This is a genomic window from Pseudomonas sp. BP01 (genome assembly GCF_022760795.1).
GTDB classification, from domain to species: domain Bacteria; phylum Pseudomonadota; class Gammaproteobacteria; order Pseudomonadales; family Pseudomonadaceae; genus Aquipseudomonas; species Aquipseudomonas putida_Q.
The window spans coordinates 17369-40071 of the sequence record NZ_JAFBKA010000035.1 but is presented as its reverse complement, the minus strand read 5'-3'; the positions used below and the strand labels follow the sequence as shown (position 1 = coordinate 40071).

Genomic DNA, 22703 nt, shown 5'->3' with positions numbered 1-22703 from the left:
CGTAAACTGCTCATGGAGAGCCTATAGCCCGTGCGTAGCCTGTTTACCCGTTTCTTCCAGCTTGAAGCCGCCAGCGGTCTGCTGCTGATCGCCGCCGCCGTTCTGGCCCTGATCATCAACAATTCGCCACTGTCCTACCTGTACAGCGGCCTGCTCGACGTCCCCGTCGCCGTCCAGGTCGGCGCGCTGAATATCGCCAAGCCTTTGTTGCTGTGGATCAATGACGGCCTCATGGCCCTGTTCTTCCTGCTCATCGGCCTGGAGGTCAAGCGTGAGGTGGTCGACGGCCACCTGTCCAAACCTTCCCAGGTGATCCTGCCAGCCACTGCCGCCGTGGGCGGCATGGTGATACCGGCGTTGCTCTACTGGTTCATCAACCGTGACAACCCTGCCGCTGTGGCCGGCTGGGCGATCCCCACCGCCACTGACATCGCCTTCGCCCTCGGCGTGCTGGCCCTGTTGGGTAAACGCGTACCGGTGTCGCTCAAGCTGTTCCTGATGACCTTGGCCATCATCGATGACCTGGGTGCGATCATTGTCATCGCCCTGTTCTACTCCGGTACCCTGTCGAGTGTGTCGCTGCTGCTGGCTGCGGCCTGCCTGGTGGTGCTGATAGCGATGAACCGGCTTGGCGTGGTCAAGCTTGGCCCGTACATGATCGTTGGCCTGATCCTTTGGGTCTGCGTACTCAAGAGCGGCGTGCATGCCACGCTGGCCGGCGTCGCCCTGGCCTTGTGCATTCCGCTGCGTACACGCAACGCCGAGACTTCGCCACTGCTGTCCCTTGAGCATGCCCTGCACCCTTGGGTGGCCTATGCGATCCTGCCGCTGTTCGCCTTCGCCAATGCCGGCGTCTCGCTGGCAGGCATGACCGTGGAAAGCTTCACCCACCCGGTGCCCATGGGCATCGCGGTTGGCCTGCTGCTGGGCAAGACCGTGGGCGTTTTCGGCCTGACCTGGCTGGCGGTCAAGCTGCGCCTGGCCGCGCTACCTGAGGGGGCTGGTTGGGGGCAAATACTGGGGGTGGCGATACTCTGCGGCATTGGCTTCACCATGAGCCTGTTCGTTGGCTCGCTCGCCTTCGCCCCGGGTAGCAGTGAGTACGCCGGCATGGACCGCATGGGTATTCTTACCGGCTCGTTCTTCGCCGCCGTGATCGGCTACGCCGTCACCGCCATGGCCAGCCGCAAAACCCGCGCTGGCTGACTTGGCCGAGGCATGAAAAAACCCCGACTGGCAACAGCCATGTCGGGGTTTTTTCTTGGCGCGCCAGGTCAGTGCGAAACGCGGCTGGTGCCATCGACAGTCATGATGCGCACGCGGTCGCCAACGCGGAAGATTTCGTTCTCCTGCACGGCCTGAACGTAGGCACGCATGCTGCCATCGTCCTCGCGCACGGTGATTTCAACGCCTTGAGTGCGGGTCAGGCCTTCCTCGGCAGCGGAACCCGCCAGGCCACCGGCCACGGCACCGATCACGGCAGCAACGATGCTGCCGCGGCCACCGCCCACAGCGCTGCCGGCCACGCCACCGACGATGGCGCCAGCGCCACCACCGATCGGGGTTTTGGTACCTTCGATCTTGACCGGGCGCAGGGATTCGATGGTGCCCATGCGCACGGTTTGCACGCGGCGGGCTTCATCACGGGAGTAGCTGTCACCGGTCAGGCTCGAGGCACAGCCCCCCAGCAACAGCGACATGGTGGTAAAGGTCGCCACCAGCAAAGCGGATTTACGCATGGGTAAAGTCTCCATAAGTCAGATGCTCATTAGACGCTGCACCTTGACGGCTGTCACGGCACAAACGTAATAAAATTGTTTTCATTCAGCCGGGGTACAGCCTGTGCGGTTGTGCCAGAGGCTCTTCAATTGAGACCAAGGATAGCCATGGATTACTTCATCGTCGTGGTCACCACCGTTGCGGGGCTGTATTTCCACGGGTGGTTATATGTGCGCATGCGCCGCTGGATGGACCGTGACCTGGCGTTGTCGCTGGCGGGGGCTGACCCTGAAAAGCGTGAGTACATGCTGGCAAGGTTGGCGCAGGCGCGGCAGGAGAAGGTGGGGCGCAAGCAACTGGCGGGGTGGTTGGAGCGCGAGGCGGCGGGGTATCCAGGGTAGTCTGATTGATCACTGGGGCCGCTTTGCGGCCCCAAATTCTCAGGGTGCCAGCCGCTCGCGCAGCCATTGCCCATCCACCAGCCGGTAGTTCAACCGGTCATGCAGGCGGCTCGCCCGCCCCTGCCAGAACTCGATGCGCTCAGGCAACAGGCGATAACCACCCCAGTGCTCCGGGCAGTGCGGCTGGGTGTCGGAGAAGCGCGCTTCGGTGGCCTTGACCAGGCCCTCCAGCTCTTCACGACCGGCAATCACCCGGCTCTGCGGCGAAGCCCAGGCCCCCAGGCGACTGCCCAGCGGGCGCACCTGGTAGTAGTCGTCCGATTCCTTGGCCGTGACCTTTTCCACTCGCCCTTCGATGCGCACCTGGCGCTCCAGCGCAGGCCAGAAGAAGGTCATGGCGGCAAAGGGGTTGGCTTGCAGTTGCTGGCCCTTGGCGCTGTCGTAGTTGGTGAAGAAGGTGAACCCCTGCTCATCGAGCCCCTTCAGCAGCAATACACGACAATGTGGGCGGCCTTCGCCGTCCACAGTGGCCACGGTCATGGCATTGGCTTCCACCGGTACCTGCTCGGTCTTCACCGCATCGGCAAACCACTGGTGGAACAAAGCGAACGGCTCCCCCGGGGCCTGGGCTTCGGCCAGGCCATCACGGGTGTAGTCGCGGCGCATATCGGCCAGGGATTGGGTCATTGCTGCGTTCCTTGACAATCAGTTGGTCTTCGCAGGGCTGTTGGCAGCTACTTTCTTGTCAGCGGTAGCTTTCTTGGCGGCAGGCTTGGCGGCTGCCTTGGCCGGCGCGGCTGTTTTCTTGGCCGTGGTCTTGGCAGGGGCCTTGGCTTTGGCAACAGGTTTCTTCGCCGCAGGCTTCTTGGCTGCTGGCTTGCTGTCGACGGCCTTGGCTGCAGGTGCCTTGGCATCCTGCACCGCAACCATCGAGGCAGGTGCAGGTGCCGGAGCGGCCTGCTGGTACTTGGCCAACAGCGCGACCATGGTGTTCTGCGGAGTCAGCAGCATTTCCACGCGGCGGTTCAGGGCACGGCCCTCGGCGCTGTCGTTGGCGGCGCGTGGCATGACCGAACCCATGCCCTTGAGGGTCAGGCGGTCACGCTGCAAGCCGCTGAGGCGGAAGATGGCCGACACCGAGGCGGCGCGCTCCAGGCTGAGTTTCTGGTTGGCAGCGGTAGCACCGCTGGTGTCGGCATGGCCCAGTACCAGCACGGCAGTCTTGGGGTCACCTTCGACGGTCTTGGCCACGCGGGTGATCGGGCCGAGGGTCATTGGCAGCAGCATGTTCGGGCGATCAGGGTTGTACGAGCTGTCCACCGGCAGGGTTACCGCCAGCACATTGTCGCGGCGCTCCAATTCCAGCTTGCTGTCCTTGATGGCTTCGCGCAGCTTGGGCTCGTACTCGTCCAGCCAGGCCTGGGTGGCCTTCTGGTCGATCTTCGGCACGACCGGCCCTTTGGCTTGCTTGTCATCACCGCCGAACGGCCACCACCAGCGGCTGGCGCTTTCGGACTTGGCGTCGGCCTTGGCCACTTTTTCAGTGACGGCTGCCTTCACTTCCTGCTCGGCGACCTTGTCGGAACCGAAAGGCCACCAGCTGGAGCCACCTTCCTTGGAGCCGTCCGGAGAATGACTGGCGCAGCCGGTAACGGCGGTCAGGCACAGGGCGAGTGCTAAGGTTTTATGTGAAGACATCAGCGATACACCATGAAATAGAAAGAGATTTTGCCAACGCACTTCAAGCGTTGGCATTGAGGATAGTCAAAGGGGTGAGGCAATACCCGCATTACCCGATCAAAGGCAATCGGCAAGCACACGCACCAGCTTCTGGGCCCGTGGGTCCATGAGCACGTATGGGCCGAGTGTATTGACCACGAAACCGAAGGCCACATCGTGCTCCGGGTCGGCAAAACCGACCGAGCCACCGGCACCTGGGTGGCCGAAAGCACGGGCGCCGAGGCCAAAGGTGGCATTGGCCACATCGGGCTGGTCGAGCATGCAACCCAGGCCAAAGCGGGTCTGGGTGAGCAAGGTGCGGTCCTGGCCGAGGCTGTGCTCGCGGGTCAGCTCATCCAGCAGTTCAGATTCGAGCAGGCTGCCGTCCAGCAAACCGGCATAGAAGCCCGCCAGGCTGCGGGCATTGCCATGGCCATTGGCCGCTGGCTGTTGCATGCGCCGCCATTCCGGCTTGTTGGTGCTGGTCAGGATCGCCGGCGGGTTGGTGAAAGCACGGGTCGACAGCGCCTCGGGTTCGCGCATGGTCACCTGCAGCAAGCGCTGCGCGGCGGCATCACCGGGGTTGCCTTTGCCACGGGCGATGTGCGCCACGCGGTAGAACTCTTCGTCAGCCAGGCCAACATGGAAGTCCAACCCCAACGGGCGGGCGGTACGGGCCACGATCGAATCGCCAGGGCCACGGCCATCGGCGCGGCGAATCAGCTCGCCAATCAGCCAGCCGTAGGTGATGGCGGCATAACCGTGTTCGCTACCGGGTGCCCACCATGGCGTTTCAGCCGCCAGAGCATTGACCATGGCCTGCCAGTCATACAGGGCTTCGGCTGGCAGCAACTCACGGATGGCCGGCAAACCGGCGCGGTGGCTGAGCAGCTGGCGCAAGGTAATCGACTGTTTACCGGCTTGGGCAAACTCGGGCCAGTAGTTGGCCACAGGGGCATCGAGGGCCAACTTGCCCTCGCCCACCAGTTGCAGGGCGGTGACGGCGGTGAAGGTCTTGGTACAGGAGAACAGGTTGGCGATGGTGTCGCTGTGCCAGGCCTGCTGGCCATCCTTGTCGGCACTGCCGGCCCACAGGTCGACGACGGTTTCGCCACCGACCTGGATGCACAGCGCAGCGCCACGCTCCTGGGGATCTTCGAACAGCGCGGCAAAGGCTTCGCGCACGGCTTCGAACTTCAGCTCATAGTGACCCTGGATCTGCACCCGCTGTACTCCGTACGACCATGTCCAAAAAAGGTGTGCATTGTTTCAGTAGTTGGGTGTTTTGCAAACCGGCTTGGGCCAAATGGTCGCGACGAACGGTAGCTTGTGCTCAGGGAGCCGGTTTTTCCAACTGTGTGCGCAATTGGTCCATCACCTGCAGGTTGCTCTTGCGCACGGCGTCGACAAAACCCGGGTACGGCACATCGGTGATCGCCACCAGCCCAAGGTGGCCGTTTTCGCCGTCCAGCAGGCGACCGCTGGCTGGCTGGTCGAGGTACTGGAACCAGTGCGCACCAACGATCATCGGCTGCGCCAGGGCCGCCTTGAGGAAGTTGCCGTAGGCCGGGCCGCGGTCTTCTTCCCGCGCCAACTCCAGCGGCCCCGGCCAGAACGGCCCGCGATCACGCGAACCGAACTGGAACTCGGACACCAGCACCGGTTTGTCCAGCTCGGCCAGGCGGGCGAAGTCGTAGCCGTCCTGCGGCTTGAGGGTGTAGAAGTTGAAGCTGAGCACATCGCAGAACTCGGCGCAGGCCTTGACCGCCTCTGGCGTGCTGAGCGCATAGCGGCCACCGAGCAGCAGGTGATTGGGGGCATGCCACTTCAATGAGTCAGCAATGGTCTTGAAGTAGGTCTCGGCGAACACTTGCTGGAAGTGCTGGTAGTCGCGCTCGATTTCCGGGTGTTCCGGGTCGGGCAACGGCGCCTCGAAGCCCGGGTCTTCCATGAGCTCCCAGGCGGCCAGTTCGATGCCCCAGGCCTTGGACAGCCCTTGCTGGTTGCGGTACTTGTCACGCAGCTGCTTGAGGAAGGCGCGCTTGGCCGGTACATCGGTGGTCAGGCGCAAAGTGCCGTAGGCCAGGCCATACCGGGCTTTAGGGTCGCTGCCTGGGGCAGCCCAGGCCAGCTCGTTGTCGGCGAAGTAGCCGATCAGCCAAGGGTCGTCACGGTGATCACGGGCGGCAATGGCCACGGCGCGCTCGGTGGCCATGGCGAAACGCGGGTCGAACGGGTCGGGCATGCTGCCCCACCAGTCCATGCCGGTGCTGATGCTGGCGTAATCACCCACGATCGACAGCGGCAAGGTGTAGGGCATACGTTTGGCCTGGCCCAGGGCGGGCTCGCTCCAGTTGCCGACCGTGTTGAAACCCCAGGCCATCAGACGGTCCAGCGCATGCGCCTGCCAGCGGGCAGCGTCCAGCACCAGTGGCGGGCAGTTGGCGGGCTGCCCTTCTGCGGCAGGCGCGCAGGGTTTGCCGTAGGTACGCTGCACGTTGGCAGCATAAAAGTCGAACCAGCGCCCTTGTTTGAAGTTGCGCCCTTGCGACGAGGCATTGCCATCGTCGTTGTTGCCCTCACCGTAGAATGCGGTCAGTGCATCGCCCTCGCCCGGTAACGCCTTGAACATGCCTTCACGGCCGGCGACGTAGGTACGCCCGCCATCTGCGGCGACGGCATTCACCCCCAGGGAATAGAACGGGTGCCCTTCCGGCGTTACCAGGTACCAGCGCCCATCACGCTTTTCGGTGCGAAAAAAGCCCTTGGCCTCGAACGCCGGCCCGGCCATCAGCCCGCCGTAGCCGTCCAGTTGCTGCTTGCCACGCTCAGCCAGCCAGCCCTTGAGCTGCTGCTGTTCACGCGTATCGGCCGCCTTGAGCTGCTCGTCATTGGCGACCTTTTCGGGCCAATTGCCGCGCGTGGACTGGCCATAGGCATCGATCAGGTCCTGGTAGGCCGCCTTGTAGGCCTGGTCGTCATCCTGGATGCCCACCCGCTCGATCAGCAGGTTCTGCGCCACCTTGGGGCTGGGGATGCTCAGGCTGACCGAGGCCACCTGCTTGAGGTCGATCGCGCCAGCGCTGCTGGTCAACAGCAAGCGCTGGCCGCCATGGCTCCACGGCATGGGCGGGCCGGCGCGCATGCCCTGGCTCAGCGGCGAGCTGGCGGTCAGCGGCACCATCACGGTTTGCGCCGGGCCGGCCGGCAGGTCAATCCGGCTGGTCAATGTGCGACCATCGCTACCTTGCACCGTGACATCCACCGTCAGCGCCCAGTCCATCGCGCTCTGCAGACGCAAGGTGAGGAACTGCCCGGCGGACCAATCCCACGTCCCGCCTTGCGGGCTCAGGCGCAGGGTCGGCCGTTCGACCGGGTTGAACACTACACGCCGCAACACCTCGCCCTCGGCCGTCTGCTCCGCGTTGTACTGCGGCATGCCGGCATCTTCGGTCGCCACATTGACCACCGAAGCCGGGCGCACGAAGCTGAACAGCGTCTGCTGCCCAGCCAGCAACGGCGAGCTAAACAACAGGGCGAAAACGGCGGGCAGGGTGAGGCGGACCATGAGGCTGGGGCTCTCCTTCAGGCCACTCACGGGCCCAGACTGAGTAATGGACAACGCGCCAGAGCAAGTGCTCCGGCGGTCAGGAAATCTCCCGCCGGAACGGCGGCAGCGCATTGAGAATAGCCTTGCCGTAGCGCTGGGTGACCAGGCGCCGGTCAAGCAAGGTAATGACACCGCGATCCTGCTCGGTGCGCAGCAGGCGACCGCAGGCCTGGATCAGCTTCAGCGAGGCGTCGGGTACGGCAATTTCCATGAACGGGTTGCCGCCGCGGGCCTCGATCCATTCCGCCAGCGCCGCTTCGACCGGGTCATCGGGCACGGCAAACGGAATCTTGGCGATCACCACATGCTCGCAATAGGCGCCAGGCAAGTCGACACCCTCGGCAAAGCTTGCCAGGCCGAACAGCACGCTGTGCTGGCCATCGTCGACCCGCGCCTTGTGCTTGTTCAGGGTTTCCTGCTTGGACAGGTTGCCCTGGATCAGTACCAGCTTGCGCCAGTCACGGTCCAGGCCATCGAACACGTCCTGCATCTGCTTGCGCGAGGAGAACAGCACCAGTGCGCCACGGGCATCTTCGACGATGTTCGGCAGCTCGCGGATGATTGCCGCGGTGTGTGCCGCCGCGTCGCGGGGGTCAGCCTTGAGGTCGGGCACCCGCAACAGACCGGCGTCGCCGTGCACGAACGGGCTGGGTACCACACAGGTTACGGCATCACGCGGTAGACCCGAGCGCATGCGGAAACGGTCGAATTTGCCCAGCGCGGTCAGCGTCGCCGAGGTCACCAGCGCACCGTGGGCAACGCTCCACAGGCTGCGACGAAGCATTTCGGCGGCGAGGATGGGGCTGGCGTTGACTTCGATGTCGAACATTGCACCGCTCTCGGCCAGCGTCAGCCAGCGAGCCATCGGCGGGCTGTCTTCCGGGTCTTCGGCGGTAAAGGCCGTCCACAGTTCCCAGTTGCCCTGGGCGCGGGTGACCAGGCTGCCGAACAACGGGTACCACTCTTCGGCCTGGTGGCTGGCGATGCCAATATTCACCTCGCCGTCCATGCCTTCCTTGAGCAGGTCGGCCAGGCGGGTAAACAAATCGTTGAGGCGAGCAAAGCCCTTCTTCAGCTCGATGCCCACTTCGCGCATCTGTTCCGGCACGACGCCGCCTTCGAAGCGGTAGCGCGGGCGCTCGCGGCCCTCGGTGTCTTCACTGGGGCGGAAGTCGGCAACCTGCTCGCAGAGGGTGAACATGAACTGCTGCTGGGTGCGCACTTCCCGCGCCAGCTCTGGCACCTGCTCGATGTACTTGCCCAGGTCGCCGGGCAGCGGGTGCTGGGCCAGCAGCTTGGTCAGGTTCTTGGCGGTCTGTTCCAGCCAGTCTGCGGTGGAGCGCAGGCGGGAGTAGTGGGCGAAGTGGCCGATGGCCTTGTCTGGCAGGTGGTGGCCTTCGTCGAACACATACATGGTGTCGCGCGGGTCCGGCAGCACCGCACCGCCGCCCAGGGCCAGGTCGGCCAGTACCATGTCGTGGTTGGTAACGATCACGTCGACCTTGCCCATGCCTTCACGAGCCTTGTAGAACACGCACTGCTGGAAATTCGGGCAGTGGCGGCCGGTGCACTGGCTATGGTCGGTGGTGAGGCGGGCCCAGTCCTGGTCTTCCAGGGCTTCTGACCAGCTGTCACGGTCACCGTCCCAGCGGTTGCCGGCCAGCTTCTCGATCATGCTGTTGAACAGCTTCTGGCTGCGCTCGTCGACCTCGATGCGAAAGCCCTCTTCCTCGAACAACTGGGCAGTGGCCGACTGGGCGTGGCCCTCCTGCAGCAGGATGTCGAGTTTGGACAGGCACAGGTAGCGGCCACGGCCCTTGGCCAGGGCAAAGCTGAAGTTGAGCCCGCTGTTGCGCATCAGGTCGGGCAGGTCCTTGAAGACGATCTGCTCCTGCAGGGCCACGGTGGCGGTGGCGATCACCAGGCGCTTGCCGGCAGCCTTGGCGGCCGGGATGGCGGCCAGGCTATAGGCCACCGTCTTGCCGGTACCGGTGCCCGCCTCCACGGCGACCACGGCAGGCTCGCCGGCGCGGCGGCCTTCATCGTCGCAGGCAATGTCGCCAAGTACCTTGGCCACTTCGGCGATCATCAGGCGCTGGCCATAGCGAGGCTTAAGGCTCTTGGCTTCGAGAAAACGCGAATAGGCGCCCTGGATGGTGGCTTTGAGTTCGGTGCTGATCATGGTCTGCAGGCGCCCGTCGGGCTGGATATATTTTCAGTGTTTCGCATGGGGCGGCTATCATACCCCGCTATTGCCCTTTATGCCGCATGGAGATCCGGATGCTCGCCTTTGCCCTGCCCTACACATTGCATGTTCTGGCTGCCCTGGTATGGGTCGGCGGCATGTTCTTCGCCTGGCTGGTGCTGCGCCCGGCAACGGTTGCAGCCCTTGAAGGGCCTGCGCGGCTGCGGCTGTGGGTGGAAGTTTTCCGACGCTTCTTCGGCTGGGTCTGGGTGGCGGTGGCGATTTTGGCGATAAGTGGTATCGGCATGTTGCACATGCGTTTCAGCGGCTTCGAGACTGCACCGAAGTACGTGCAGGTGATGATTGGTGGGGGCATTGCCATGTTTGCCTTGTTCATGCGCATTCAGGCGTTGCTGCTGCCGGAGTTGAAGACGGCGGTGCAAGCCGAGGACTGGCCGACGGGTGCGGCGGTACTCGGGCGCATTCGGCGGATGGTGGGGGTCAACCTGCTGCTGGGCCTGGCGGTGGTCGCTGTGGCCAGTTCGCGCCTGATGATCTGAATGATCTGACAGGCTCTACGCGATCCCTGTAGGAGCGGCCTTGTGTCGCGATGGGCTGCACAGCAGCCCCAGCAATATAGGCAACATGCTGGAATCCGGGGGCTGCTGCGCAGCCCATCGCGACACAAGGCCGCTCCTACAGGGGGGGGGCGCGGTGTGGCTTAGAGGTGTTGCAAGATCAGCTCACCTGCGGCGCCTGCCAGGCCGGGCTGCCCAGGCTGCCCTGGCCGGCCATTGGCGCCAGCATCGGTGCTGTACACCAGGCAACCCTTGCTAGCCCCACCTTTACCCGCCTTGCCCGCCGCCCCAGGCTTGCCCGGGGCGCCGCCATCCAGGCGCACGACAACGCGCTCTTGTGGGAAGCCCTGCGGCACGCTCAGGCGAATACGCCCACCCGGCGCGCCATCGTGCCCGTTGCCGCCGTCATCGCCATTGGCACCACGGCTGGCCTGCCCCCAGGTGCAGCCACCCGCCTGCCCGTTGCCACCATCAAGCCCCACATAACCCGGCGCGCCCGCGCCACCACGGGCGTCGATCGCCACACGCTCGGCATCCACTTCAACCAGTTTCAGGTCGAGGCTGCGGCCCGGGCGAGCTGCCCGTTGGTAGCTACCCGCCGCGCCGGTGGCACTGAATTCACTGCCCTCGCCCAACCTCGCGCTACGCGCCTCGATCACCAGGAGGCTGTCGGAGGGAGCAATGGCGATACGCGCATCACGCCCCAGTTCCAGCTGATCCACCGTCAATTGCGCAAGCGAGGCAGGCAGCAGCAGGGTTGCCGCATCGGCGACACGCAGGTGCATAAAGTGCACGCTGGCCGACTTGTCGGGCAGGCGCAGCATGGAATTGGCGGCGACCTCCAGGCTTTCAGCCTGGGCCAGGGGGGCGGCCAACATGGCCAGCAACATCAGATTACGCATTTCGCGGCGCCTCCTGCGCACGGGGAATGGACATGACATGGAAGATACCTGTCAGCAGGATCTGCAAACGGTCGAACCAGCGGTGGCTGCGCCCACGCAGGCTGCCATTGAAGAACAGCACTTCGAGCAGGTGCAAGCTGAACAGGACGATGCCAGCGGCATTGATCAGCAGATTGAAGGGCAAAGGTTGTGGCATCAGTTGATTGAACAACACCACCCCCCAGAAAGCGACCGTCAGGACCTTGCCCACGCCCAGGATGAACTTCATACCCCGCCCCTATAGAGTGTTGTTATGTCGAGACGGCCCGTTCGAGCGGGCCGTGCGACCAACAGTAACTGCAATGCCAAGGCAGGCGCCAGCACCGCTCAGTTCAGATGCAGCTCCACCCGTCGGTTGCGGGCGCGGCCCTCCTCGCTTTCGTTATCGGTGATCGGCTCGCTTTCGCCGCGGCCCTGGCTGGTGACCTTGCCCGGCTCCAGGCCCTGGCTGATAAGGTACTCGGCAACGCTGCTGGCACGGCGCTCGGAAAGCGCCTGGTTGTAGCTATCGGACCCCACGTTGTCGGTGTGCCCGATCACGCTCACCTTGGCTATCGTCGGTGAATCGAGTTTCGCCACCAGGCCTTGCAGACGTTGCTGCGCCGCCGGGGTCAGGTCGGCGGAATCGAAGGCAAACATCACCGCGCCGTTGTCATCGAGGATGATCACCTCTGGCGAGGGCTCAGGTGCAGTGGCAGGCGGCGCTGCCGGGTATACCTTCAGGGGGCAGCCCATGTGGTCGACTGCGGTGTTGGCGGGGGTATCGGGGCAATGATCGCGGCGGTCGAAAATACCGTCGTCATCTTCGTCACCATCCTGGGCGTAACAGATCAACCCCCCGGCGATGGCGCCCAGAGCGCCGCCACCTGCGGCCCAAGTAGAACTTTCAATAGCGCCCAGGCCGCCACCGGCCAGACCGCCCAGCAGGCTGCAAATGGGCCAGGTCCTTTGGTTGAGCGGTGCGCTACCATCGCTGTGGGTAGCGCAGCCCGCGAGCAGGCTGGCAGCCACCAACAACGGCAGCGCCGCCTTCGACGTCACACTCATGCTGAATGCTCCTGTGTCATTGGCCACAAACGGCTGACCGGCATGAAGACGCGCCCGTGCCACTGCTCCAGGCACGGGCGCATGCCGCCTTACCGCTGGATCTTGATTTCGGTACGGCGGTTCATGGCACGCCCGTCGGCCGTGGCATTGTCAGCTACCGGTTGGGTTTCACCGGCACCGACCACCGAAACGAAGCTGCTGCGCGGTACACCGCTCTCGACCAGGTAATCGGTCACCGAATGGGCGCGGCGCTCGGACAGTTTCTGGTTGTAATTGTCGGAGCCGACGCTGTCGGTATGGCCGCTGACGCTCAGGCGGGCAGACGGCGCTTCCTGTTTCAGGCGCGTGGCAATGGTATTGAGGCGCTCTTTGTCACTGGCGGTCAGGCGCGCAGAATCGAACTCGAAGTGCACATCGCGGATGACGATGACTTCTTCCTTCTGCACCACCACTTCTTCCACCACTGCTACCGGCTCAGGCGGGCATCCGTTGGCATCGACCTGCACACCGCGCGGTGTGCCCGGGCACTTGTCACGGCTGTCCGGCACACCGTCGCCATCCTCGTCGCCATCGCCATGGGCCCAGCAATAACCCGCCGCCAGGCCACCGCCCAGCAACGCACCCCAGCCAGCCCAGCTGGAGCTTTCAATAGCGCCCAAAGCGGCGCCGCCTACACCCCCGACGGCGGCACACTTCGGCCAGTCGGTTTTTTGCAAACCTGCACAACCAGTCAACACACTGGTGAGCAGTACCAGGGGTAACGCTGTGCGTACTATGCTCATTTCATTGCTTCTCCTAGGGGGAATCGGCATAAGGCCGATCTGTGGGAGTAAAGACCGCGCATTCCAACCCTGCCAGCAATAAGCCACGACGTGGTCACAATGCGCTTTGCCCGCACGCCGCGGCCCGCTAGTCTTGGACGACTTGAACGAGGATTGGCAATGACCGACGGTTTTTCCCAACGCACCCCGCAGCAGGCCCTCGCGGCCCTGCTCGAGCGCTTCACCCCGCAACGCCTGCTGCTGGTCGGCACGCGCTTTCCGGCGCTGGACGCCTTCGCCCAGGCGCACCCCCAGGTGACTATCGCCACTGCTGCCCCGGGCCCGCTGCCGGCCGAACTGGCGGCCCAACGCTTTGACCTGGCGGTGCTGGTGGACTGCCTGGAACACCTGCCCAAGCGCACCGGCCTGGAACTGCTCGGCGGCATTCGCAACCTCAATGCCAGCCGGGTAGCGGTGCTGGCCGACCTGGCCGCCTGCGGCTGGCAAGACACCGACTTCTTTGCCCTGGCCCTGTCGGCCAGCGAGAAATTCCGCCGTGACCAGCAGGTTTTGAGCCTGTTCACCTATGATCTACATGACTACAAGCAGGTCCCGGACTGGCTCAACGCCAGGTTCTGGGCCAACCCTGAAAACTTCGGCAAGTACTGGTGGTGATGATGAGTGTCTCGGTCTGCCCTTGCGGCAGTGGCAACCTGCTCGACGCCTGCTGCGGGCATTACCATGCCGGCACCCCGGCACCCGATGCCCAGGCGCTGATGCGATCACGCTACAGCGCCTACGTGCTGGGCCTGGTCGATTACCTGGTCGCCACCACCCTGCCGGCCCAGCAAGCCGACCTGGACCAGGCCGCCATGGCTGCCTGGAGCGCCCAGAGCACCTGGCTGGGCCTGGAGGTGGAAGGCGCCGAAGTGCTGGGCGGCCAGCCGGAGCACGGGTTTGTCACCTTCACCGCACGCTGGCACGACCAGGATGGCGATCACCAGCACCGTGAACGTTCGGCGTTCGTTCAGCATGCCGGGCGCTGGTACTTCATCGACCCTACGGTCGGGCTCAAGGCTGGGCGCAACGACCCCTGCCCCTGCGCCAGCGGGCAGAAGTTCAAGAAATGCTGCGCCAGTTACGTGGGTAGCTGAACATGATGGCCCGCGCCCGCCTGCTGCTGCCCTGCACACTGATGGCATGCCTGGCGTTGCTGGCGGGCTGTGCCAGTTGGGGGGGGGACGACTGGCGCGAACCCGAAGTGCACCTGGTCGAGGTCGAAACGGTCAAGGCCAGGTTGCTTGAGCAGGAGTTCGTGTTGCACCTGCGGGTCGACAACCCCAATGACAGTCGCCTGTTCATCCGCAACCTGTCGTATGCAATACGCCTCAACGACCTGCTGCTGGTGCAGGACGAAGCCAGTGTCTGGCGCAGCGTGGGCGGGCACGCCCGGCGCACTTTCAAGATCACCGCGCGAACCAACCTGTGGCAGCACCTCAAGCCCCTGGCCAAGCTGCTCAGAAGCAAGCAGCCGCTGAACTACACCCTGCAGGGCGAACTGGCGACCGGGTTGTTCATCCATCGGGACCTGCACTTATCGCGCAGTGGTGAGATAATCCCCGGCGATCACATCCCGGAGTAACCCTGCAATGTCCCAACAACCCCACGTTCATGGCCCTGACTGCAACCACGACCATGATCATGACCACCACCACGATCATGGCCATGTACACGGCCCGCACTGCAACCACGGCCACCAGGAGCCGGTACGCAATGCCCTGAAGGATGTTGGCCGTAACGACCCTTGCCCTTGCGGCAGCGAGAAAAAGTTCAAGAAGTGCCACGGCGCCTGATCGACTGGCTCGATTAAAAATCTGCTACGCGGCCTTTCGCCGGGTCGCCCCTAGCAAGTCCTGGTACCAGAGCCCCGCGTCGTAGGCGATGGTGACCAGGGTGGTCGCGGCATAGCGCGGGTGCTGTGCCATGCGCTGGGCAACGGCGAGGCAGGCTGCGGCGGTATTCCCCACAAAAATGCCACTTTGCATGTAGAACCAGCGCTGTGCAGCCAGCATTTCTGCATGTTGCACCTGGGCCCGCTCGTCCACCAACGACCAGTCCATGAAGGGCGGGCAAACACCCACCGCCATGCCTTCAAAGCGATGGTCCGTGAACACACCCGCCCTTGAATCACAACCGCTGGGGTCGACCAACACCGTCGACACCTCGAAACCGTGGTCCTTCAGCCCCAGGGTGATACCTGTGAAACTTGCGCCAGTGCCGGCGCAACCGACAAACAGGATTTCCCGCCCAGCCCCGACATTGGTCAATTGCACGGCGAGCTCGCTGGCCGTCTGGTAACGATGGGCTTCGATGCCCACTGGGTTATTGAATTGGTCGGTATAGAAATACGACTTGCCCATCGCCGCCTGGTTATCCAGATGATGCATCACGACATCCTTGGGCGTGGCGCCGGCCACCAGCATTTCCTTGCCGATCAGCCTGGCACCAAAACACTCCAGCAAATCCCGTTTGGTCTGGCTGAAGCCAAGCCCTACCGCCAGCTCCACGGCAACCTGGTACTTGTGACAGGCCGCCAGCAAGCCGAACCCGAAACTGCCACCGGTTTTTTCGATGACCGTAGTCACACCCGGGATAATGTCGCCGTTGCGCAAGGCATGTTCGACGATATGCCGGGCTGCGCGGTATTTGTGGCTGCCGCCAGGGTTGTTCATTTCCAGTTTGGTGTAAATACGTTCGCTGACGCTGATGAGCTCGCTCATTTGCGGCTACCTTCCATTGAAGTGTGCAAACAGGCCTTGTTCTGCAGCAGGCCAGCAGTGGCGAAGAGCAAACCGATACAAAGGGCCATGCAGATGGCATTGGTGCCATCCCAGCCAACCGTACTGAGCAACAGCGATGGGCTGAACGCACCGACGGTTGCCAAAATGGCAATAGCCAAGTCGTTCTTGCCCTGCATCTGCATCGCTGCAGGGCTGTTCTGCAGCGCCTGGGCAAGCAGTGCGCCGCCGCCGACATAGGTCAGGTTCCAGCCCAGCCCGAGGGCAATCAGCGCCAGGGTCATCATCGCGTAGCTGTGCGACCAGATATTCAGCGCCGAGCAACCGATCAACAGGGCGAGCCCGGCACAGATGGTGGTCTTGATGCCCAGCTTCTGGATGATTGCGCCGGTGAAAAATGACGGTGCAAACATCGCTACCACATGCCACTGGATTGCCAGGCGGACGTCAGAGAAGTCCTCATGCATGTGTTTCATGTGCATCGATGCCTGAATCATGAGCAGGTTCATGATCCCGTAGCTCAGCGCCGCAACAGCCATGGCAACTTTCACCGACGGGCTGAAGGGTTCGGCGCGGGGACTGGCCGATTTATGCGCTTGCTGACTTGCCTTGGCGGTGGCGGTATCGTTGGGCAGGCAAATGGCAATCATCAGCGACATCAGCGCCAGGCCAACGAACGAGGCATAACACAGCGAAAACAGCGGGTAGCCGCCAACGTCCCTCAGCCACTCGGTCAGTGTCGGCCCCACCACGGCTGCAATGACGCCCCCCGCCACAACCAGTGAAAGGGCTTTGGGCTTGAGGCTCTGGGCCAGGTTGTCAGTGGCCGCGAAGCGGTTGAAGTTGGCAAAGGCGATATAAACGCCCAACGCCGAATGGCTCAACACCAATAGCTGGAAATGCTGGTACTCCACCGCCAGGTAACCGCTGATACCAGAAGCTGCCAAAGGGATCGACCCCAGCATGAAGGCCTTCTTGCGACCGATACGGCTCATCAATCGGGAGACCGGGTATGTAGCCAGCATCAGGCACAGAAACTGGAAGCCGTAGGGCACGGTGGACCACGCAGCAGCCGGTGCCAATGCCGCCCCGACGATGGCGGCCATGGTCACGGACATGACGGCGGTCGTCAGGTTGATCGACTGTGCGGTGAAGTACAGGTAGGTACGCCGCGGGAGTGTGCTGTTCATAGCGCAGGCTCGTGATAGGTGGACACATCGATTTCGGCATCTGGGAACACACAGATCAGCCGCTCTTTGCCTTTGCCCAGGCGTTTGCGGCGCACGGACACGCGCCCGATGCGCCGAGGCGACTCAAGGTGTGTGCCGCCACACGGGATTTCGATGCCGTTGTAGGTCCACAAGCGCGCGTCTTCCAGGCCGTGCACCGCGTAGTGTTCGATAGGCGCATCGCAGGCGATCAGCTCATTTGCACGGCGCTCTATCTCAACCACGTCTTCGGCAGTGAATGCGTCTTCGACCAGAAAGTCGAAGCGCGCCGAGTCTTCCTTGATATGGCAGCCAATAGTCCACTGTTTCAGTTCTTCTCGCAGGCTGATGGCCGCGGCATACAGGAAGTGGCTGGCACTGTGAGACAGCGTCAACCGTTCGCGCCGTTCAGTATCAATCGTGACGCGGGCCGGCATGCCAACGGTGACTTCATCCAGCAGATGCAAGTCATCAGGGTGCAGGCTGTGAATAATGATGCCGCCCAGTTTTCCGCCTTTGAAACCCTCCAGGCGAATAGGGCTACCGTAGAGTTTTTTAACCCAGATAAATCGCACGGTACCGATCGGTAGTTCAATCGTGCCGAAATCAGCCTCCTGGCCGCCACCTTCCGGATAGGCCACGGTACTTTGCAACTCGATACCGTCACTGTGCACCCGCGTTACTTGCGTATTGGCGCCCGCCAGATACTGGTCCTTGTAATACAGCTTTTCGGTATTACGCAAAACTTCATAGTTCAGAGCGTTCATGATTCCAGTACCACCTGCAATGATGTTTTTACCTGCACCCGGGCCGCGGCAGGGACGTCTTTTGTAACAATGCAGCCCGGCCCGATGAATGCGCCGTCACCGACATGGATAGCGCCGAGCACACTGGCGAAAGCGCCGATCTGGACTCGGTTGCCGACGGTCGGGTGCCGAGGGCTCGAAGGGTTGTCGCTGATACCGCGGGCGCCCAGAGTGACGCCGCCGAGCACGTAGCAATCGTCACCAATGGTCGATGTTTCACCAATGACGGTGCCCATGCCGTGATCGATGATGAAGCGCGCACCGATGCGGCTGCGGAAATGGATTTCCGCACCCGAGAGCATTTTCCCGCGCCTGGAGATCATGGCGGCCAGGCATTGGCCCCCAGCACCGTATATAGAATCCGTATTGCTGTAGATCCAATGGGCAAGCCGATAATGCAGAACCGCAGAATAAGAGGTATAGGTTCTTGCAATAAATACCAGGTCGCGGCCAGCAGCCGGGTCTTTCTGGGCAAAGGCCTGCAAGTCGGCATGGGCCTGCTCTGAAACACTTTCAATAATCGATGTTTGCTTAAGTGTTTCAAACTCGTCGAGTGAACAGCACTCCAATAACGCCGAGGTCACGAGGTTTTTCACAACTTTGAATGACGCCAGTTCGTCAGGCACAGGGAGCCTGGCAATGACGGCTGATTGCATGTCCATAGTATGCATGGGCTTGATATCCAGTTGTCTGGTCTGCACAGACGCTAAAAGTGCCGCCTTTGCTGGCAGCCGAAAGTTCCGACAAGGGGATAGTGGCATGTACTGGCCATTAGCAAACGAACAGTCGACAAGCATTTCCGTTAACTGTTAGGCTTTTTTTTCTAACGGTTTCGGACCTGCCATGAACCCCTGCAGCCTTCATCACCTGTTGAAACAACGCCTGGATGCAGGCGAATGGTTGCCAGGGCAACGCATGCCCTCCATTCGCAAGCTGACGGCGGCGGTCGACTTCAGTTACCACGACGTCGTCTCGGCCTATGCCCAGCTGGTCAGCGAAGGTGTGCTGACGGCCTCACCCGGCCGCGGCTACTTCGTCGCAAACCGCACCCGGCAAACCAGCGTGATCCATGAACCCGAGTGCATGGCGGGCGATCCGCTGTTCCGTCTGCTGCAGGGCGGCCAGCACTACACCAAGCTGGGCAGCGGCTGGCTGCCCCCAGCGTGGCGCGACACCGAGCTGCTGGCCAAGGCGATTCGGCGCACGGCGCGGCTGGAGCAAAGTTCCCTGGCCGAATATGGCGATATCCAGGGTTACCTGCCCATGCGCAAGCAGCTGTGCGTGCACATGAAGCGGCTGACCCGTGTCGAAGCCCGCCCCAACCAGTTGCTGACCACCCTGGGTGCCACTCAAGGCCTGGACTTGGTTGCCCGGTTGCTGATCAAGCCGGGCGACCACGTTTTCGTCGATGAACCGGGCAATGGCAACCTGATCAAGCTGATCCAGCTGGCGGGCGGGCACGTCGTCGGCATCCGACGGACCCAGGACGGGCCGGACGTGGAAGAAATGAGAAGCCACCTGGCCAGGCACAAGGTCAAGGCGTTCTTCTGCAACAGCACCTTCCACAACCCGACCGGTAGCAACATCAGCCCGCACAACGCCTTCAGCGTGCTGCGCCTGGCAGTGGAACACGAGTTCTACGTGGTCGAGGATGATGTGTACGGCGACTTCAGCCCTGCCGTGCGCCAGACATTCGCCGAGCTGGACAACCTTGACCGGGTCATCTACATCGGCAGTTTTTCCAAATGCCTGTCCGCCTCGTTGCGCGTGGGCTTCATCGCCTGCTCGCAAGACCTGATAGAACCGCTCACCCGCCTGAAACTGCTGACGTGCGTGGCCGTGCCTGCGTTTTGCGAGCGCTTCGTCAACACCATATTGTCGGACGGCACCTATGCCCGGCATATGAAGGATGTGCAGCAGCGCCTGATCAGGCAACAGGTCCAGACCCAACGCTTGTTGCTCGAGCGCGGCTGGCAGTTCGAGATCGCGCCGCAAGGGGGCATGTTTCTCTGGGTCTATCACCCGGACCTGCCAGACCTGCAGCCTCTGGTGCGCAAACTGGAGCAGCACAAGATCCTGCTGATGCCCGGCTCTGCGTTCGCGGTCACCCGTGACTACCGACGCTATGCGCGCATCAATTGCACGCATTTTTCCGAGACGTTGGCAGACCACTTCATCGTTTAAGCCTGCGCAATCAAATAAACCGACATGGGACCTTGCATGGCGCCTGCGCGCTTACTACCTTAGCGCCTTTCGAAACCCGCCTCGCCTTGCAGGAGCCCTTGTCATGGCCGCCCCCGCCTTTCCTCCCTTCCGCCTGCGGTTTGCAACCGCCGCCACGCTGCTCGGCATGCTCGGGCTGGCCGGCTGCCAGACGGGCGGCCATCAGGACAGCGTGCCACCGACCAGCGGCGTGCAGCCGCTCAAAGGCCTGGCGCAAAACGTCTCGGTACGCCGCAACGCCATGGGCGCGCCGTTGATCGAAAGCAGCAGCTTCCACGATGCGCTGTTCAGTCTGGGCTATGTGCACGCCGGCGACCGCATCGAGCAGATGATCGCCATGCGCCTGCTGGCCCAGGGTCGCCTGGCCGAACTGGCCGGCAGCGAAGCGCTGGACATCGACCGCCTGATGCGTGCTGCCAACCTCAAGCAGAGCGCCGCCCAGCAATACGCCGACGCATCGCCGAGGCTCAAGCGCTTCTTCGAAGTGTACGCACGCGGGGTCAACGCCTACCTGTTCCGCTACCGCGACAAGCTGCCGGCCGATCTGGCCAACAGTGGCTATCGCCCCGAATACTGGAAGCCTGAGGATTCGGCGCTGATCTTCTGCCTGTACGCGTTCAGCCAGTCGGTGAACCTGCAGGAAGAACTGAGTGCCCTGACCCTGGCCCAGAAGGCTGGCAGCGACAAACTGGCCTGGCTGCTGCCCGGCGCCCCGGATGAGCCACTGGCTGAAAGCGAAGTGGACAAGCTCAAGGGCCTGAACCTGGCCAGCCAGCTGCCGGGCCTTCAGGCGCTGGCGGCCGCCAGCCAGAAACTGGCCGACCTTGACCTGCTCGGCAGCCCGGGCTCGGCCAACCTGGCGCTGGGCCCGCAGCGCAGCCGCAGTGGCAAGAGCCTGCTGGCCAGCGACAGCCGCGCCGCCTGGGCCCTGAGCCCGGTGCAAATCCACACGGGCAAGTACCAGGTCGCCGGCCTGTCGTTGCCCGGCCTGCCGATCGTCCTGGCTGGCTACAACGGCAAGCTGGCCTGGAGCAGCAGCGCCGTGATGGCCGACAACCAGGACCTGTACCTGGAGCAACTGCGTCGCCAGGGCAGCCAGCTGAGCTACCTGGCCGATGGCAAATGGCTGCCGGCCCGCACCCGTAGCGAAACCTTCTTTGTCCGTGGCCAGCGCCCGCTGCGCGAGGTGATGTACGACACCCGCCACGGCACCTTGCTGGCCCAACCCGACAACGCAAGCCTGGGCCTGGCGCTGAACCTGCCGCAGTTCAAGGGCGACCGCAGCCTGGATGCGCTGTTTGACCTGACCCGGGCCAAGAACGTCGAGCGCGCCTTCGACAGCACCCGTGAAGTGACGGCTGCTGCCCTCAATTTCGTCTTCGCCGAACCTGAGCACATCGGCTGGCAAGTCAGTGGCCGCTACCCCAATCGCCGCGAAGGCCAGGGCCTGCTGCCCTCGCCGGGCTGGGACGGGCGCTATGACTGGGACGGCTATGCCGACCCGATGCTGCACCCCTATGACCAGGACCCACCCGCCGGCTGGATCGGCCACGCCAACCAGCGCAGCCTGCCGCGTGGCTATGGCATGCAGCTGTCCAGCACCTGGTACTACCCGGAACGCGCTGAGCGCCTGGCCCAGCTCGCCGGCAATGGCCGCCACGACAGCCGCAGCCTGATGGCCCTGCAAAACGACCAGGTAACCCTGCTGGCCGACAAGCTCAAGCAGATGTTCGATGCCCCTGGCATGGCCCAGCCACTGAAGCAGGCGATCGATGCCCTGCCCGCCGCACAGCGCGACAAGGCCAAAGACGCGCTGGCCCGGCTGAAGGCTTTCGACGGCCGTCTGAGCCCGGTGTCGGCCGATGCAGCGCTGTATGAGCTGTTCCTCCAGGAAGTTGCACGGCAGACGTTCCTCGACGACCTTGGCCCGGAGTCCGGCCCGGCCTGGCAGGCCTTCGTCAACAATGCTCGTTTGTCGTTCTCGGCGCAGGCAGATCACCTGCTGGGTCGCGATGACAGCCCGTTCTGGGATGACCGCAATACCCCGCAGAAGGAAGACAAGCCAACCATCCTCGCCCGCAGCCTGGCTGGCGCGGTGGATGTCGGCTTCGCACAATTGGGCGCCGACCGCCGCGCCTGGCAGTGGGGCAAGCTGCACCAGTACCGCTGGCCGACCCCGGCCTACCATGGCCTGGGCGATGGAATCAGCCGTGCGCCGCTGGCTGCCGGGGGCGACTTCACGACCTTGGCGCTCACGCCGTACGCCTGGGGCAGCGACTTCGACACCCGCCTGCCGGCCTCGGCGCGGATGATCGTCGACTTTGGCCAGGCCGAACCGTTGCAGGTGCTGACCAGCAGCGGGCAGTCCGGCAACCCGGCCAGCGTGCATTACAATGACGGCCTGGATGCCTGGCTCAAAGGGCGCTTCATGAGCCTGCCGCTACAGCCGCAGAACTTCGGCAGGGCATATGGCAACCCGCGGCTTACGTTGGTGCCCGGCAAATAAACGGCATCGTCTGTTTTGGGGCTGCTTGGCAGCCCCTCGCCGGCAAACCCGCTGCCACCCTGACCGCGCTGGCCTCATACCTCCACCCGCTTGTACGATTCCGGTGGGAGCTGGCTTGCCGGCGATGGGGCGCGAAGCGGCCCCAACCATTTCCAGTCGAACTTCCTTTCTCCAGCATGGCTCCTAACTGGTAACTCCAAA

Annotated in this window: 23 protein-coding genes; 9 read left to right on the top strand and 14 right to left on the bottom strand. The window is 63.3% G+C overall.

Going from position 1 to position 22703, the window contains the following annotated elements; all coding sequences use genetic code 11:
- The first annotated feature begins 30 nt into the window (after nucleotides 1-30).
- Nucleotides 31-1206 carry a Na+/H+ antiporter NhaA gene (nhaA, locus tag JOY50_RS24180; RefSeq protein WP_132846870.1) on the top strand — a complete coding sequence of 392 codons (1176 nt, stop codon included), beginning with the start codon at nucleotides 31-33 and terminating at the stop codon, nucleotides 1204-1206.
- Nucleotides 1207-1274: 68 nt separating this feature from the next.
- On the opposite strand, the gene JOY50_RS24175 is transcribed toward nhaA, so the two are convergent.
- Nucleotides 1275-1739: a glycine zipper 2TM domain-containing protein gene (locus JOY50_RS24175; RefSeq protein WP_009684613.1), complete on the bottom strand. Its 465-nt coding sequence runs from the start codon at nucleotides 1737-1739 to the stop codon at nucleotides 1275-1277.
- A gap of 147 nt (nucleotides 1740-1886) precedes the next feature.
- On the opposite strand from JOY50_RS24175, the gene JOY50_RS24170 reads away from it, so the two are divergent.
- A complete protein-coding gene (locus JOY50_RS24170) occupies nucleotides 1887-2120 on the top strand; it encodes a hypothetical protein (RefSeq protein WP_019472831.1) in 234 nt (77 codons plus the stop codon).
- A gap of 39 nt (nucleotides 2121-2159) precedes the next feature.
- Here the strand turns inward: JOY50_RS24170 and pdxH are convergent, their stop codons facing one another.
- The 5 genes from pdxH to dinG all read right to left on the bottom strand — a co-directional run bounded on the left by pdxH (nucleotide 2160) and on the right by dinG (nucleotide 9631).
- Nucleotides 2160-2807, bottom strand: a complete 648-nt coding sequence (gene pdxH / locus JOY50_RS24165; protein ID WP_132846869.1) for a pyridoxamine 5'-phosphate oxidase — start codon at nucleotides 2805-2807, stop codon at nucleotides 2160-2162.
- Nucleotides 2808-2825: 18 nt separating this feature from the next.
- Nucleotides 2826-3818, bottom strand: a complete 993-nt coding sequence (locus JOY50_RS24160) for an OmpA family protein (RefSeq protein WP_049273292.1) — start codon at nucleotides 3816-3818, stop codon at nucleotides 2826-2828.
- A gap of 99 nt (nucleotides 3819-3917) precedes the next feature.
- Complete coding sequence (locus tag JOY50_RS24155; protein ID WP_132846868.1) at nucleotides 3918-5063, bottom strand: serine hydrolase domain-containing protein; 1146 nt, start codon at nucleotides 5061-5063, stop codon at nucleotides 3918-3920.
- A 109-nt stretch (nucleotides 5064-5172) separates the two neighbouring features.
- Nucleotides 5173-7407 carry a beta-galactosidase gene (locus JOY50_RS24150; RefSeq protein WP_132846867.1) on the bottom strand — a complete coding sequence of 745 codons (2235 nt, stop codon included), beginning with the start codon at nucleotides 7405-7407 and terminating at the stop codon, nucleotides 5173-5175.
- A 79-nt stretch (nucleotides 7408-7486) separates the two neighbouring features.
- Entirely contained in the window at nucleotides 7487-9631 is a 2145-nt protein-coding gene (gene dinG, locus JOY50_RS24145) for an ATP-dependent DNA helicase DinG (RefSeq protein WP_019473749.1), read from the bottom strand.
- Between the two features lie 98 nt (nucleotides 9632-9729).
- Here dinG and JOY50_RS24140 point away from each other — a divergent pair, with 98 nt between their 5' ends.
- Nucleotides 9730-10194 carry a CopD family protein gene (locus tag JOY50_RS24140; protein ID WP_132846866.1) on the top strand — a complete coding sequence of 155 codons (465 nt, stop codon included), beginning with the start codon at nucleotides 9730-9732 and terminating at the stop codon, nucleotides 10192-10194.
- A gap of 161 nt (nucleotides 10195-10355) precedes the next feature.
- Here JOY50_RS24140 and JOY50_RS24135 read toward each other — a convergent pair whose 3' ends face one another.
- From JOY50_RS24135 to JOY50_RS24120, 4 genes are all read right to left on the bottom strand, one after another.
- Nucleotides 10356-11114: a collagen-like protein gene (locus JOY50_RS24135; protein ID WP_243055990.1), complete on the bottom strand. Its 759-nt coding sequence runs from the start codon at nucleotides 11112-11114 to the stop codon at nucleotides 10356-10358.
- On the bottom strand, nucleotides 11107-11382 hold the full coding sequence (locus JOY50_RS24130; protein ID WP_019471873.1) for a DUF1145 domain-containing protein: 276 nt from the start codon (nucleotides 11380-11382) through the stop codon (nucleotides 11107-11109). Before JOY50_RS24130 ends, JOY50_RS24135 begins: the two co-directional genes overlap by 8 nt.
- A 98-nt stretch (nucleotides 11383-11480) precedes the next feature.
- On the bottom strand, nucleotides 11481-12200 hold the full coding sequence (locus JOY50_RS24125) for an OmpA family protein (protein ID WP_132846865.1): 720 nt from the start codon (nucleotides 12198-12200) through the stop codon (nucleotides 11481-11483).
- An 89-nt stretch (nucleotides 12201-12289) separates the two neighbouring features.
- Entirely contained in the window at nucleotides 12290-12982 is a 693-nt protein-coding gene (locus JOY50_RS24120) for an OmpA family protein (RefSeq protein ID WP_019471875.1), read from the bottom strand.
- 159 nt (nucleotides 12983-13141) lie between these two features.
- Here JOY50_RS24120 and JOY50_RS24115 point away from each other — a divergent pair, with 159 nt between their 5' ends.
- Genes JOY50_RS24115 through JOY50_RS24100 form a run of 4 tightly spaced genes read left to right on the top strand, consistent with a single transcriptional unit; the run spans nucleotide 13142 to nucleotide 14814 of the window.
- A complete protein-coding gene (locus JOY50_RS24115) occupies nucleotides 13142-13636 on the top strand; it encodes a DUF6231 family protein (RefSeq protein WP_019471876.1) in 495 nt (164 codons plus the stop codon).
- Between the two features lie 2 nt (nucleotides 13637-13638).
- A complete protein-coding gene (locus tag JOY50_RS24110) occupies nucleotides 13639-14115 on the top strand; it encodes a YchJ family protein (protein WP_132846864.1) in 477 nt (158 codons plus the stop codon).
- 2 nt (nucleotides 14116-14117) lie between these two features.
- Complete coding sequence (locus JOY50_RS24105; protein WP_132846863.1) at nucleotides 14118-14603, top strand: LEA type 2 family protein; 486 nt, start codon at nucleotides 14118-14120, stop codon at nucleotides 14601-14603.
- Between the two features lie 7 nt (nucleotides 14604-14610).
- On the top strand, nucleotides 14611-14814 hold the full coding sequence (locus tag JOY50_RS24100; protein ID WP_019471879.1) for an SEC-C metal-binding domain-containing protein: 204 nt from the start codon (nucleotides 14611-14613) through the stop codon (nucleotides 14812-14814).
- A 24-nt stretch (nucleotides 14815-14838) separates the two neighbouring features.
- Here JOY50_RS24100 and JOY50_RS24095 read toward each other — a convergent pair whose 3' ends face one another.
- The 4 genes from JOY50_RS24095 to JOY50_RS24080 are packed head-to-tail and all read right to left on the bottom strand — an operon-like array spanning nucleotide 14839 to nucleotide 18444.
- Nucleotides 14839-15741: a pyridoxal-phosphate dependent enzyme gene (locus JOY50_RS24095; protein ID WP_132846862.1), complete on the bottom strand. Its 903-nt coding sequence runs from the start codon at nucleotides 15739-15741 to the stop codon at nucleotides 14839-14841.
- Nucleotides 15738-16949, bottom strand: coding sequence for an MFS transporter (locus JOY50_RS24090; RefSeq protein WP_132846861.1), 1212 nt, complete (start codon nucleotides 16947-16949; stop codon nucleotides 15738-15740). Before JOY50_RS24090 ends, JOY50_RS24095 begins: the two co-directional genes overlap by 4 nt.
- Entirely contained in the window at nucleotides 16946-17734 is a 789-nt protein-coding gene (locus tag JOY50_RS24085) for an alanyl-tRNA editing protein (RefSeq protein WP_132846860.1), read from the bottom strand. The genes JOY50_RS24090 and JOY50_RS24085 overlap by 4 nt, the downstream gene beginning before the upstream one ends.
- A complete protein-coding gene (locus JOY50_RS24080) occupies nucleotides 17731-18444 on the bottom strand; it encodes a serine O-acetyltransferase (protein ID WP_192902561.1) in 714 nt (237 codons plus the stop codon). Before JOY50_RS24080 ends, JOY50_RS24085 begins: the two co-directional genes overlap by 4 nt.
- A gap of 172 nt (nucleotides 18445-18616) precedes the next feature.
- Here JOY50_RS24080 and JOY50_RS24075 point away from each other — a divergent pair, with 172 nt between their 5' ends.
- Nucleotides 18617-19957: a PLP-dependent aminotransferase family protein gene (locus tag JOY50_RS24075; protein WP_019471884.1), complete on the top strand. Its 1341-nt coding sequence runs from the start codon at nucleotides 18617-18619 to the stop codon at nucleotides 19955-19957.
- Between the two features lie 103 nt (nucleotides 19958-20060).
- Nucleotides 20061-22502, top strand: coding sequence for a penicillin acylase family protein (locus JOY50_RS24070; RefSeq protein ID WP_243055989.1), 2442 nt, complete (start codon nucleotides 20061-20063; stop codon nucleotides 22500-22502).
- The last annotated feature ends 201 nt before the right edge of the window (nucleotides 22503-22703 follow it).